12 protein-coding genes and 2 tRNA genes are annotated in these 13,052 nt (G+C 49.3%); 1 reads left to right on the top strand and 13 read right to left on the bottom strand.

Features of this window, described 5'->3' with window-relative positions; genetic code table 11:
* Positions 1 to 24: 24 nt before the first annotated feature.
* From KU392_RS11490 to KU392_RS11460, 7 genes are all read right to left on the bottom strand, one after another.
* Entirely contained in the window at positions 25 to 1,428 is a 1,404-nt protein-coding gene (locus KU392_RS11490) for an amidase (RefSeq protein ID WP_217735375.1), read from the bottom strand.
* Positions 1,429 to 1,442: 14 nt separating this feature from the next.
* Positions 1,443 to 2,501, bottom strand: coding sequence for an AbrB family transcriptional regulator (locus KU392_RS11485; RefSeq protein WP_217735374.1), 1,059 nt, complete (start codon positions 2,499 to 2,501; stop codon positions 1,443 to 1,445).
* Positions 2,502 to 2,503: 2 nt separating this feature from the next.
* Positions 2,504 to 3,493 carry an ABC transporter ATP-binding protein gene (locus KU392_RS11480; protein WP_169295346.1) on the bottom strand — a complete coding sequence of 330 codons (990 nt, stop codon included), beginning with the start codon at positions 3,491 to 3,493 and terminating at the stop codon, positions 2,504 to 2,506.
* A 47-nt stretch (positions 3,494 to 3,540) separates the two neighbouring features.
* Entirely contained in the window at positions 3,541 to 4,569 is a 1,029-nt protein-coding gene (locus tag KU392_RS11475) for an ABC transporter ATP-binding protein (protein WP_169295347.1), read from the bottom strand.
* Positions 4,570 to 4,579: 10 nt separating this feature from the next.
* Complete coding sequence (locus tag KU392_RS11470; protein ID WP_246587448.1) at positions 4,580 to 5,518, bottom strand: ABC transporter permease; 939 nt, start codon at positions 5,516 to 5,518, stop codon at positions 4,580 to 4,582.
* Between the two features lie 11 nt (positions 5,519 to 5,529).
* Positions 5,530 to 6,483: an ABC transporter permease gene (locus KU392_RS11465; RefSeq protein WP_217735373.1), complete on the bottom strand. Its 954-nt coding sequence runs from the start codon at positions 6,481 to 6,483 to the stop codon at positions 5,530 to 5,532.
* An 82-nt stretch (positions 6,484 to 6,565) separates the two neighbouring features.
* On the bottom strand, positions 6,566 to 8,116 hold the full coding sequence (locus tag KU392_RS11460) for an ABC transporter substrate-binding protein (protein WP_217735372.1): 1,551 nt from the start codon (positions 8,114 to 8,116) through the stop codon (positions 6,566 to 6,568).
* Between the two features lie 369 nt (positions 8,117 to 8,485).
* Here KU392_RS11460 and KU392_RS11455 point away from each other — a divergent pair, with 369 nt between their 5' ends.
* Complete coding sequence (locus KU392_RS11455) at positions 8,486 to 9,193, top strand: TetR/AcrR family transcriptional regulator (RefSeq protein ID WP_217735371.1); 708 nt, start codon at positions 8,486 to 8,488, stop codon at positions 9,191 to 9,193.
* A gap of 66 nt (positions 9,194 to 9,259) precedes the next feature.
* Here the strand turns inward: KU392_RS11455 and KU392_RS11450 are convergent.
* From KU392_RS11450 to KU392_RS11425, 6 genes are all read right to left on the bottom strand, one after another.
* Positions 9,260 to 9,335 (bottom strand) — tRNA-Lys (locus KU392_RS11450).
* A gap of 73 nt (positions 9,336 to 9,408) precedes the next feature.
* Positions 9,409 to 9,484 (bottom strand) — tRNA-Lys (locus KU392_RS11445).
* A gap of 52 nt (positions 9,485 to 9,536) precedes the next feature.
* Complete coding sequence (locus KU392_RS11440) at positions 9,537 to 10,331, bottom strand: MetQ/NlpA family ABC transporter substrate-binding protein (protein ID WP_169295350.1); 795 nt, start codon at positions 10,329 to 10,331, stop codon at positions 9,537 to 9,539.
* A gap of 16 nt (positions 10,332 to 10,347) precedes the next feature.
* Positions 10,348 to 11,001 carry a methionine ABC transporter permease gene (locus KU392_RS11435; protein WP_169295351.1) on the bottom strand — a complete coding sequence of 218 codons (654 nt, stop codon included), beginning with the start codon at positions 10,999 to 11,001 and terminating at the stop codon, positions 10,348 to 10,350.
* Positions 10,982 to 12,049, bottom strand: coding sequence for a methionine ABC transporter ATP-binding protein (locus KU392_RS11430; protein WP_217735370.1), 1,068 nt, complete (start codon positions 12,047 to 12,049; stop codon positions 10,982 to 10,984). The genes KU392_RS11435 and KU392_RS11430 overlap by 20 nt, the downstream gene beginning before the upstream one ends.
* Positions 12,050 to 12,176: 127 nt before the next feature.
* Complete coding sequence (locus KU392_RS11425; protein ID WP_217735369.1) at positions 12,177 to 13,052, bottom strand: polysaccharide deacetylase family protein; 876 nt, start codon at positions 13,050 to 13,052, stop codon at positions 12,177 to 12,179.

Raw genomic sequence — 13,052 nt, 5'->3', positions numbered from 1 at the left:
TTTTTTCTCCTGATTCATTTAAAATCAAAGCGCTGGACGTGTTTTGCGAAAGTCCGTCGCGCGTTCAAAAGCATGGCCAACACGCAAAACCATGGCCTCATCCAACCACTTACCAACAATCTGCGCGTTGGTTGGCAATCCATTTGCATCAAATCCGGTACATATACTCATGGCAGGGTGACCTGAGATATTGAAAACAGGACAAGCCGTATCGGTCGTAAAGGCCTTGACATGTGCATCGTTGCCATATTTAGGTGCTGTATGCAATGCACATGGCATAATCAATGCGTCATAGTTTTGGATGAGCTCATCGGTCGCCATAGCCAATGCTTTTCTTCTTCTTTGTGCATTCACATAATCGACGGCACGGTACATGAAGCCACTGGTCAATTTGTCACGAAGTGCCTGACCCATCAAATGGGCACTTTGCAGAAACTCTTTCTCATGCAGGGAGTAAGACTCGACCTGCCCGATAATGCCATTGGCATCACGATAGTCAGATAACGAGGTTGGCAATTTCACTTCCACCAATTCAGCACCTTCGCTACGCAACACCTGAATCATGTTTTCAAATGCCACTCGGTTGGCCACATCCAACAAATCATTACTGCTATCCAAATCACTGACGCAGGCGATTTTCAGGCCTTTGACGCCTTTGCCCAGTTCTGCCATATAATCAGGCACGGCTACGTCCAGAGATGCTGAATCCTTGGGATCATAGCCAGCAACCGCCTGCAGCATGATCGCGCAGTCTTCGACCGTCCAGCACAAAGGCCCGGCCACATCAAGCGACCAGCAGTTAGGCAATATTCCATACTTGCTGATACGACCATAGGTCGGCTTCAGGCCCTGCAATCCGCAGGCTGCCGCAGGCAAACGTACGGACCCACCCGTATCCGACCCCATTGATACCATGGCTGTGCGGCCGGCCACCGAAGCACCAGAACCGCTGGATGATCCGCCCGTGATGTAGTCTGTATTCCAGGGGTTGCGTGCCGGCTCAAAGGGTAAGTCAAAATGAACGGAACCGGTACCCGTACCATACTCCCAGGTATTCAATTTGCCCAACATCACGGCGCCAGCCTGATCCAGCTTGCTAATAACGGTTGAATCGAAATCTGGCACATGATCCATCAAAACCCTTGAAGCCACACATGTCCGGATGCCTTTCGTAAAATAGTTGTCCTTGACCGCATAGGGGATACCATGCAAAAGACCTTTATAGTCACCCGCAAGAATCTCTTTTTCCGCTGTCTGGGCATGCTCACGTGCCTGCTCCGCTGTCACCAGAATATAACTGTGAATCTTCTCATCGACCTCATCGATTCTTCCAAGAAAGGCATCCAATAATTCGACTGGCGACACTTTTTTCGCCGCAAGCATTTTGCTTGCTTCACCAGCGGTAAGATTTAAAAGTTCCGTGCTCATATATAACTCCAAAGTTATCGCCCTGAGGGCACTAGCTTAAGCACCCCAAGTCGTTGTAGAAAAAAGAAGAGATAAGGGGTAATGGAAAGAAAGACAAAGACCCGCACCACATGAAAACCCACAACTGTGGGCACATCCAGACCCAGGGTTTTGGCCGAAAGACTCATGTCGGCAATACCACCGGGCGCTGTTGCCAGAATCATGGTCGGAACCGTGGTACCGGTACCCAAAGCAATCGCGGCACCGATCAATGCACACATACCGGTAATAAGAAAAACATTGAGCAACAAGTTCGGCAGTGTCCGACGAACCATTAACAAAGAGTCTCGCCTGAACATCGCCCCCATGTGAACGCCAATTAATACCTGGGCCACGGCCGTCAGAAATCCGGGAGGTGGCGATGTATAAAGCCCGGAGACAGAAACCACCATGCCAATGGCCAAGGGCACGAGCAACCACGCATTCATCATGCCCATTCTTGCCAGCCAGGCAGTAACCAGAATCGAACTGCACAACAGCAGGCCCAGAACAAACCATTCCTTGCCTGTCACAATATGTGCAGATTTCACGACCACCGAACCATCAACCAGCAACAAGGACGGCAAGACCGACACCAGCAACACAATCCGCAAAAGTTGCGAAACAGCGATCACTTCCGGGATGGCGCCAAAGCGCTGTCCAAGCATGCTCATTTCTGCGGCACCACCCGGTATGCTTGACAGGAAAGCGGTGCTTCGATCCAGTTTGGCCATCTTTGCCAGCAAAAGAGATGCGGCTGCAGCAAACAAATAACTGATCACAACAGCCAAAAGAATCCAGCCCATGTTATCCAATAGCCGTTCAAGGGCGCTGGGCGTAAAATAAAGCCCAAGACAGGTCCCGACAATCCCCAGCCCCAACCGTCGCCCCCAGGACCAAACCCGCACAGGTCCGACAAAAATGGATAATCCCGCGATACAGAAAATGGACCCCACCATCCATGGCAAAGGCACACCAACACGATAAAAAACATAACCGGATACAATGGCCAATGGATAAGCCAGTATGAGAGGGACAGGAGACTGGGATATCATATTCACACCGTTTCTTCAGCAAGCATTTGGGATGAATGGATACAACGGGAAAAATGCTGTGACCCCACCTGAACCATGTCAGGTATCCGCGCACTACAGGCTGCTTGCGCTTGCGTGCAACGGGGTGCAAAACTGCATCCGGGCGGCAAATCGGATAAGTCCGGCGGTGAGCCTTCGATAGGCTTGAGCAGTTCCCCACGTTTTCCACCATGAACGGTCGAGCGCATCAGCCCTTTGGTGTAAGGATGTTGCGGGTTAAGCAAGACGTCCTCGACGCTACCCGTTTCCACGAAACGACCACCATACATAACAGCTATCTTGTCAGCCACCTCGCAGGCAACGCCCAAGTCGTGGGTTACAAAAATGGTTGCCATACCCATTTTCTGTTGCAACTCACGCAGCAAGAGCAAGACCTGGATCTGTACGGTCGCATCCAGTGCGGTAGTAGGCTCATCGGCCAGCAACAGCTTGGGCCGACACGATAAAGCCAGGGCAATCATCGCACGCTGACGTAAACCACCGGACAACTCATGCGGATACGCATCCAGCCTTCTGGCGGCGGAAGGAATTTGCACCAGTTCCAGCAGCTCAAGTGCCCTGCTTCTGGCCTCTACCTTATCAACGCCAAAATTGATCTGAATGGCCTCAGAAATCTGCTGCCCGATCGTAAAAACGGGATCAAATGCCGTCAACGGCTCCTGAAAAATCATTGAAATAACAGAGCCACGGATCGTATGCAGTTGATCGTCCGGCAGGTTGACAACATCAATACCGTCAATCGTGACTTCGCCCTGCAATTGGGCTGATCGTGGCAATAAGCGCATCAGGGAACGCATGGTGACGGATTTGCCTGAACCGGATTCACCCAGCAGACACAGCACTTCACCTGCCTTCAAATCAAAAGATACGCCGTTTACAACAGAAACATCGGTTTCATGAGATACAAATCTAACGTGCAAATCCTGCACTTTTACCAGTGGCTGATGACTCATGTAATACCCCTTAATTTTGTTAATACGGTTTATTCAATAACGACTGATCACAAAGGGAAGTGACAAGCCACCTGGTGAGCGGATGTACTGGACTCTGCGGACAACACAGGTGAAACATGCTCACATAACAATTGCGCCTTATTGCAACGTGCACGGAATCGACATCCTTTGGGCGGATTAATGGGATTGGGTGGATCTCCGCTTAACGGAGGATCCACGACCCGTTTTTGGGGATCCATGGATGGCCTGGATGACAACAAGGCTGCCGTATAGGGATGACGTGGCGTGTTATAAATCTCATCAACCGGCCCCGCTTCCACCACCTGCCCCAAATACATCACCATGACCCGGTCACTTAAAAACTGAATGACATTCAAATCATGGGAAATGAACAGATAAGTCAGGCCAAGCGTTTCTTTCAATGACTGCAACAGATTCAGTACCTGTGCCTCCACGGATTTATCCAGCGCAGACACAGACTCGTCCAATATGAGCAGCCGTGGTCCCATGGCCAATGCCCGTGCAATATTGACGCGCTGGCGCTGTCCGCCTGATAGCTCATGGGGATACCGTTCGGCAAACATTTCAGGTGCCAGCCCCACCAGTTTGAGCACTGAGCTGGCTCTTTTTTTGGCTTCTGCGGCAGATACACCCATGACCTGTGGACCAAAAGCGATACTGTCCCGAATGGTCAAGCGCGGATTCAGGGATGCATAGCTGTCCTGAAAAACCATTTGTACATGCTTGCGCATTTCCCGGACACTGATCCCGCTGGGAGCCCCCACCTCCTCACCATCAAAGATCACTTCGCCGTCATCCGGGTTCATCAGATGCATCAGCAAGCGGGCTGTCGTGGATTTGCCGCAACCGGACTCGCCAACGATGCCGAGCGTCTCGCCTTTGGCCACCTTGAAACTCACACCATCAACAGCATGAATAACTTGTGGCTCACCCGACTCCGTGCGACCACCAATCGGAAAGTATTTCTTCAACTCATTGACAATCAGCAATGGCTGGGCGGGCCCGCCACGATCATCCTTGTCAACCAAATATTCATAATCCAGCGTCGTATTCATGGTTAATTCCTTATGCCTTGACATCCATTGCGCTACGTAAACCGTCACTCAACAAGTTGAAACACATTGACGTCACGAAAATCATGATGCCGGGAAGAATGGCCTGCATCGGTGCCACATAAATTGAAGACCTGAGCGTATTGAGCATTAAGCCCCATTCCGCATCGGGCGGACTCACACCCAACCCCAGGAAACTCAAACCGGAGGCCATCACAATGCTGACGCTGATCAGGCTTGATGCATAAATCAGGACCGGCCCGGTCACGTTATTCAATACATGGTGACGCATGATCATCCAGCCACGTGCTCCAGTCGCTCTTGCCGCCTCGACAAAATCCTGATTGCGGATCTGCGTAGTCACACTTTCAGATACCCTGGCGATGGAAGGAATGAAGACCAGTGTCAGCGCAACCAGCGTGTTCAGAATACCGGCCCCCATGATGGTGGAAATAGCCACGGCAAGCAAAACAGAAGGGAAGGCATAAAAAACATCTACCGTACGCATGATGATCATATTCACGCGCCCACCCGCAAAGCCCGCAATCATGCCGATCATTCCACCAATAAGCGTTGCAATCACGACGGGTGCAAATCCCGTAAACAGGGAAAGACGGGCACCATAGATGAGCCGGGAAAGCATATCCCTGCCCAGCTCATCGGTTCCCAGCAAATGGCCTGGTGTACCGATGGGTTTAAGCCTTTTTACAATGCTCATCTTGTTGGGATCATCCAGTCCCAACCAGGGCGCAAATATGGCAAGTGCCACCAATACGAGCAGGATGAAGGCACAGACCATTGCCACCGGATCCCGTTTCAGGCGACGCAGGGTGGATACCCAGAAACTGCGCGATACTTTCTTGGGACTGCGTGGTACCTTGGGACTGGCAATCGTCGAACTGCTGCTCACCGGTTCGGCGACAGAATTCAATGGAATAGATTGGCTCATCATTACCACTCCTCTCATTTACGTTTAACACGAGGGTCTACTGACATCTGAAGCAGATCGACCAACAAATTAATCACGACAAAAAACATGGACAGAACAAGTATCGTTCCTTGCAGAACAGGAAGATCCCTGGTGAAAATGGCTGAATTAAGCAAGAATCCAGTACCTGGCCATGAAAAGACGGTCTCAACCAGAATGGAACCACCCATTAACTGCGCAAACTGCAAGCCCATAATTGACATCACGACGGGAGCCACGTTCTTGGCCACATGCAAAATGATGCGACGTTGATTCAAACCTTTGGCATACAATGCCTGCACGAATTCTTTCTGATACACCTCGGAAACCGCTGCCCTGACAGAACGGGCGATAATGCCGGTAGGAATAACCGTTAACGTAATCACCGGAAGAATCATGTGAGCAAAGCTATCCATACTGAAATTGAACTCTGTAGAACCGCCCGATCCCATACCTACCGACGGTAACCAGCCAAGCTCAACGGAAAAGAAAATAATCAGCACCATGCCAAGCCAGTAATGGGGTACTGAAACACCGGTAATCGCAATACTGCTTACAAACCGGTCAAGCAAACGATTTTGGGTTTTTCCGGCAATCCAGCCCAGCAATACACCGGCAACCATGGCCAAAAAGATGGCCACCACCGCCAATACCAAAGAGTTGAACATGGCAGGCATCAGCTCCTGAAGTACTGGTCGATTAGTGGTGATGGAACGGCCAAAGTCTCCTGTCATGACATTGCCGACCCAAATCAAATATTGCATTGGCAATGGTTTATCAAAGCCGTACTCAGCCTTGACCTGTTCAACCAGTTCCGGTGTGGCGTTGTCAGGCAAAATGGCATCAATAGGCTCACCCGGAGCAACATGCACCAAGGCGAAACAAACCAGGGAAACACCAATTGCTATAGGCACGAAATAAAACAAACGACTCAGTAGATAGCGCCACATAACTCACCTCTTTTTTGAAAATCCGAATTCAAAATCAGGTTTCCCGGGGAGGGGTATCTCCCCCGGGAAAATTTGTAAAAACTTACTCAACGTAGACCGGACTCCAGTCCTGGAACCAGCTTTGTGCCTGTTCAAAACCTTTCACCCTGGGTGAGAACGCCCGAGGATTCAAGTCATGAACAACCCAGACCCACATTGCTTCGTCAACAATGGCGGCATGCAGCTTGCCCAGCAACTCATCCTGCTTGGCAGGATCAAACTCAGCCTTGGCTTTTGCGGCCAATTCATCCGTATGATCCCTTTGGAACAGACCCCAGTTATAGCCACCAGGAGGAGGTTTGGCAGACCAGGCGGTATTCAATAAGGCGATATCCGGATCCCAGAATCCCCAGCTATTGTTAATGGTATGTATGCCTTCATTTTCCTTGGCGGCAGCTCCCGCACGACGGTGCGCACGCAAAGCCTCCCATTCCATCACTTCAAACTCGGCATCAATACCCACATCCTTCCAGTTGGCCTGAACGAATTCATTCATCGGCAAAGGCTGCATCTGACCGGATCCCGCGGTAGAAATGGCCACTTTTACCTTGACCGGATTTTTAGGGCCATAACCCGAAGCGGCAAGCAATCGTTTGGCTTCTTCGGGGTCATACTTGATCTTGAAAGTCGGATTGCCATACCATGGATGGCCTTCATAAACCATACCTGTAGCGGGCTGGGCCAATCCACCCAGAAAACTCGCCAAGCCCTCCCGGTCAATCGCCAGGTTGGCTGCTTTGCGTACATTGATATCGGCAAAGGGAGAGTTATCCAAATGGCTCAGCTGATAAGGCCAAACATGCGGATAAATGTTTTTAACGATTTTCATGCCCTGTTTTTCAAGGCGAGGGATGGTATCAGGTGGTGGCGCTTCCACCCAATCGACCTTGCCTGATAACAACGCAGCAACCCGTGTGGTTGGATCCGGCATGGTGAACATGACAAGCCGGTCTGATTTGGGAATACGCGCTTCATTCCAATAATTGGGGTTTTTAACCAATTCAGCCCGTTCGCGAGGAACCAGTTTATCAAGCTTCCATGGACCGGTACCTGATGGCGTCTTGGCAAACTCTGCCCAGCTTCCCCCTACCTCTTTCCATCGAGCAGGACTGGATATATATATTTGCGAAAGCAAATAAGGCAATACGGCATCAGGCTCTTTAGTTACAATTTCAACTGTTTTATCATCAATGACCTTGTAGGACTTGACAGGCGCGATATAAGTAGCCGCTTGGGCAGCCTGAGGCTGATCAAACTGCGGTGAAGATGAGTCCATCAACTTATCCAGATTCCACACCACAGCCTCTGCGGTGAAATCAGACCCGTCATGAAACTTGACGCCATCACGCAGTTTAAATGTCCATCGGGTTTTGGAGTCATCATCAACTGACCACTCTGTCGCCAATCCGGGAACCAGGACAGCAGGCTTGTCAGCCTTACTCAGATCCCATCCCACCAAACCATCATACAGGGTATAGCCAATAAAGCGCTGCCCCTCGCCCCCCTGACTGGGCTGTCCGGTTGTTAGCGGAACATCTGCCATGGTTGTCGCAACACGCAAAACAGATTCTGCATGAGATAAACCTGGTGACATCATAAATCCAACGGATATCAACACTGAAACCATGGATTTATAACGAATAGCTCTATTAGAAAACGGACGAATCATAAGTCCTCCTGAAAAAATTACCTCATCATTTAGCTGACAGGTAATACCTGAAAAAACACAAAAATATAAACATGTGTTTAATTCTATTCCCGGGAAATAATTCGGTCAATAATAAAGTTAATATTCCAAATTAATTTATAGTTTGTTGTTTTTAAAGAATATTTTCAACTCATATTGGTGCAAGGCGTTTTATTTTGGTGCACTAAAAATCACCACCATGGTGCTTTTTTCAAATTTCAATGTTAAAATACCAAAAATATTTAAACAATTGTTTTAATTAAATGGAGAGTAAGAATGAAACTGGAATTAAAAACCCATAACACAGGCGGCAACCAAAACGCCAAAGAGCGGATTTTAGAAAGCGCCAAAATATTACTGGCATCCAAAGGACCGGAAACCGTTACCGTCAGGGATATCGCCGAAAGCAGCAACGTTAATGTCGCCTCGATTAATTATTATTTTGGTTCCAAGGAAGGACTTGTTTGTGAAGCCTTGCTGGCTATTCTGGAACCCACCAATATTTCAAGAAAAGAAATGATCCTGCAAGCAAAAGAACGCTTTCAGACAACGCCCATTCCATTACCCGTTATTCTGGACGCCATCATCAGACCGCTGGTCGAATCGGAGAAAGGCATGGACAAGAGCCGCCTTTTTATCCGTGTTGAGCAATACTTGCAAACCAATCCTTTAAGTCCCTACGCCAAATTCGTGTATGAGCACTTTCATCAATATGCCAAGCTGATTATTAATGAACTTCACAGAACCCTGCCACATCTGAGTGCCAGCGAAGTTGTCTGGCGCTATGAGTTTGCCAGAGGCGCCTTGATCCACCTATTGGCCAATATCGAACCGGGACTCACCCGCCTGAAAATGTTAAGCCCGGAAACTTCCTGGATAGACTTTGAAAACGAGGAAGCCATTATTCAAACAATTACCGCCAACATACTTGGTGGAATAGCCGCCCCCACAACCGGAAACCACCCCGCTTCCCAACATAATTAGTTAGCAAATAGCAGGCAAAAAAAATGCCTTACATTTAAAATATGTAAGGCATTTTTATGCAATTCCTGGTGGGCTGGCCGGGACTCGAACCCGGGACCAACGGATTAAAAGTCCGCTGCTCTACCAACTGAGCTACCAGCCCGAATAAAAAAGCCGCTTGGATATAAAAAGCGGCTAATAATATGTACTACAAATTACGTGCTTTAAATTTCAGGTGGTGGGCTGGCCGGGACTCGAACCCGGGACCAACGGATTAAAAGTCCGCTGCTCTACCAACTGAGCTACCAGCCCCTGAAAGAATGAAATTATGACTGATATGACTCAGGCTGTCAATATTTTTTTATTACCACGCCACCAAAATAGAGTCTTGGTACTTTTTCACAACAAAATCTTTAACCGGTTGTGACTGGTAAATCTGCACGAACTCTTTCAAGTCTGCACGATCAAGATCTTTCTCACGTACGGCAATAATATTGGCATAGGGAGAATTGCCATCTTCCAAGACAATTGCATCTTTCTTGGGGGTCAGGCCTGCTTCAATCGCAAAATTGGTGTTCACAGCGGCGAAATCCACATCGTCCAGTGAACGGGGCAACTGGGCCGCATCCAATTCGATGAAACGCAGTTTCTTGGGATTTTCAAGCACGTCAATAGGGGTTGCCTTAATACCTGCTTTCGGATCAAGCTTGATCAAGCCCTGCTTTTCCAGCAATAACAGGGCACGGCCACCATTGGTGGGATCATTGGGCAGGGCAAAACGCGCGCCTTCCTTCACCTCACTTAAATCCTTAATCTTTTTACTGTAAATACCAATGGGGAAAATGACGGTTTTTGCCATGCTCACGATGCCGTAATTGCGATCGGCATTGGCATTTTCAAGGTAAGGCAGGTGCTGGTAACTGTTGGCATCCAGATCGCCTGCCGCCAGGGCTACATTGGGCTGAACATAATCGGAAAACTCGATAATTTCAATGTTGTACCCTTTTTTGGCTGCTTCCTCTTTAACCACTTCCATGATTTGTGCATGAGGGCCGGCTGTAACACCCACTTTCAGCGTTTTGTCTGCCGCATATGAGGCAGAGATAAAACCGGCACCCAAGGCAAGGGCCAGGATATGACTAACAAATGTTTTCTTCATTTCGAATCCTTTAGGATTATTTATGTGACAAACGTCGGGAAATCCAGTCACCCACACTTTGAATCAACTGAACCATAACAATCAGCACTACCACTACAATCAGCATGACCTCGGGCAAGAATCGCTGGTAGCCATACCGGATACCCAGATCACCAAGGCCGCCCCCGCCAATGGCACCGGCCATGGCCGAATACCCGATCAGACTGACCAGCGTGATCACCATCGCGGAAATCAAGCCGGGCAAAGCTTCAGGCAATAAAACCTTCACAATAATTTGCATGGGAGATGCCCCCATCGCCTTGGCAGCCGTGATCAGGCCACGGTCAACTTCCCTCATGGCCGTTTCGGCAACCCGGGCCATGAATGGAATGGCAGCAATAGCCAGGGGTACAATAGCCGCCGTGGTGCCAATCGATGTCCCGGCAATAAAGCGGGTAAACGGAATGATCGCCACCATCAAAATAATAAAAGGCACCGACCGGGTTGCATTAATGATTGCCCCCAGGACACGGTTAACCGCCAGATTCTGCAACAGACCACCTTTGTCGGTCACGATCAGGGCAACCCCAAGGGGCACGCCCAGAAAGAGTGCGGCAAGTCCCGAGACCCCCACCATGAGCAGGGTTTCCAAAGTAGCATCAATCAATAAATTAACCATTTGCGGATTCATACACCACCTCCTGTATTTGTACACCACCCTCATTGCCCAAGGCCTGTCGTGCCTTCAGGATGGCTTGCGCGCTGCCCTGTACCTGCACATATAATTTACCAACGGCGACCCCCTTAATGTCCTCCACTTTGGCCTGCAACAGGGACAGACTGACACCCTCATACCGGGCCGCTCCTGAAAACAGTCCACCAGACACCTGGGCATCGTGCAAATGCAATTCCCAGATGGCGGCATCCTGCCCGGGATGTTCGTTCACCCATTTTTTCAGGCGTGCCACATGAATTTCGAAAGAATCTTCCGACAAGGTGGATTCGGTTGCCGCAGACACCATGGCCCGGGTAACGTCATGCCGTGGATTGGCAAATACATCAGCCGTATCTCCCACTTCCACCACTGCCCCATGACTTAACACCGCCACCCGGTCACAAATTTGCTTAACCACTTCCATCTGGTGTGTGATCATAACAATCGTAATACCTGTCTTGCGGTTGATATCACGCAACAAGTCCAGAATATTGGCCGTTGTTTCAGGGTCCAGGGCCGAGGTGGCCTCATCACTTAACAGGACATCCGGATGGCAAGCCAACGCACGGGCGATCCCCACACGCTGCTTTTGTCCGCCGCTGATCTGGGCAGGATAACGGTCGCTTAAATGTGACAATCCCACCAGGGCCAACAGCTCATCCACCCGGGTTTTGATGTCTGCCTTGTTGACACCGGCAATTTCAAGTGGCAAGGCCACATTATTGAAAACAGTACGGCGCGACAATAAATTGAAGCTTTGAAAAACCATGCCAATCCGTCGTCGTTGCGCACGCAACTCGATTTCAGACAAACCGGTCAACACCTGACCATTAAGGGTAATGGAACCAGAATCGGGCCTTTCCAATAAGTTGATACATTGCACCAGTGTACTTTTACCCGCCCCACTGGGACCAATAATGCCAAAAATCTCACCTTTTTCTATTTTAAGGTCTATTTTTTTGATGGCTTCAAACCCCCCTTTCGGGGTTTTGTATGTTTTTCTTAAATCTTTAATATGAATCATGATGTGGTATTGTGATCTGTCTGCCAGTTTCAGCAAACAAAATTATAGTAAGCCCCTTATTTCTTTTGGAAATAAGAGACTTGCTTTTCTTAAATCTTTTTTAAACCGGCAATGCAGGAAATAAAGCCTATGCCTTGTTGGCTCGCCTCAGTTCCCTGGCTCTGCGTTGCTGCTTGCGGAATTTTTTCCAGCGATTATACAAAGGCCCCCAGTAAGGATTTTTGGCAATACCGATTCTGTGCATTAACCAGGCACCGGGTTTATTTCGGACGGCTATCCGGTAAACATATTTGGGATCACCGCCGACAACATTAAAGCCATAGGCATCGGTCGTATAAAAAACACTAAAACCCAATGCCTCGGCCGCCTGAATATAGTCATCATCAAAATAACCCTGTGGCCAGCACAAATGCGGTGTATCTTTATTCAATTCCCGCAACAAGGCTGCCCTTGATAACTGCAAATCGTTGGCAATACCCGCACACTTGCCGGCTCTGTCACAGTTCAGATCCCAGCGGGTATGAGTATGGGTATGACAATGAACCTCAAATGTCCCTGCCGCTTCCATGGCCCTGACCTCTGACCAGCGAACGGCAATATCATTTGCCTTGCCCGCCGCAACAATTGCATTGCATTCATGGTGTGAAGGGCAAACCGGCAAAGGATCACCCGAACCGTAAACAGGACGCGGATCGCCCTGCCCAGCCCAATTGGTAACCAGGAACATGACGGCATGCATGCCATGTTTTTGCAAAATCGGATGTGCATAAACATAGTTGTCCAGATAGCCATCATCAAACGTGATCAGAACTGATTTTTCGGGTACCGTCTCACCGTTGAGATAGCCGGCGAACTGGTCTGCCGTAAGACTGGTATAACCATTGGCGGCCAAGGCCGCCATTTGCGAATCAAAGTTTTCGGGGCTCGTGGTAATTTGCCCGGAAGACGGTGTCACGTGGTGATACATCAGGACCGGTACAGACCTGGCATTTTTCGAACCCAT

The organism is Advenella alkanexedens, assembly GCF_019132845.1.
GTDB classification, from domain to species: domain Bacteria; phylum Pseudomonadota; class Gammaproteobacteria; order Burkholderiales; family Burkholderiaceae_B; genus Advenella; species Advenella alkanexedens.
Note: the sequence above shows the minus strand (reverse complement) of the source record. Positions and strands in the feature narration are given on the sequence as shown.

Bases quoted from the DNA above. Each gene is read 5' to 3' on its own strand.
- KU392_RS11490 (WP_217735375.1), bottom strand. From the start codon at position 1,428: ATGAGCACGGAACTTTTAAATCTTACCGCTGGTGAAGCAAGCAAAATG.
- KU392_RS11485 (WP_217735374.1), bottom strand. From the start codon at position 2,501: ATGATATCCCAGTCTCCTGTCCCTCTCATACTGGCTTATCCATTGGCC.
- KU392_RS11480 (WP_169295346.1), bottom strand. From the start codon at position 3,493: ATGAGTCATCAGCCACTGGTAAAAGTGCAGGATTTGCACGTTAGATTT.
- KU392_RS11475 (WP_169295347.1), bottom strand. From the start codon at position 4,569: ATGAATACGACGCTGGATTATGAATATTTGGTTGACAAGGATGATCGT.
- KU392_RS11470 (WP_246587448.1), bottom strand. From the start codon at position 5,518: ATGATGAGCCAATCTATTCCATTGAATTCTGTCGCCGAACCGGTGAGC.
- KU392_RS11465 (WP_217735373.1), bottom strand. From the start codon at position 6,483: ATGTGGCGCTATCTACTGAGTCGTTTGTTTTATTTCGTGCCTATAGCA.
- KU392_RS11460 (WP_217735372.1), bottom strand. From the start codon at position 8,116: ATGTCACCAGGTTTATCTCATGCAGAATCTGTTTTGCGTGTTGCGACA.
- KU392_RS11455 (WP_217735371.1), top strand. From the start codon at position 8,486: ATGAAACTGGAATTAAAAACCCATAACACAGGCGGCAACCAAAACGCC.
- KU392_RS11440 (WP_169295350.1), bottom strand. From the start codon at position 10,331: ATGAAGAAAACATTTGTTAGTCATATCCTGGCCCTTGCCTTGGGTGCC.
- KU392_RS11435 (WP_169295351.1), bottom strand. From the start codon at position 11,001: ATGAATCCGCAAATGGTTAATTTATTGATTGATGCTACTTTGGAAACC.
- KU392_RS11430 (WP_217735370.1), bottom strand. From the start codon at position 12,049: ATGATTCATATTAAAGATTTAAGAAAAACATACAAAACCCCGAAAGGG.
- KU392_RS11425 (WP_217735369.1), bottom strand. From the start codon at position 13,052: ATGGGTTCGAAAAATGCCAGGTCTGTACCGGTCCTGATGTATCACCAC.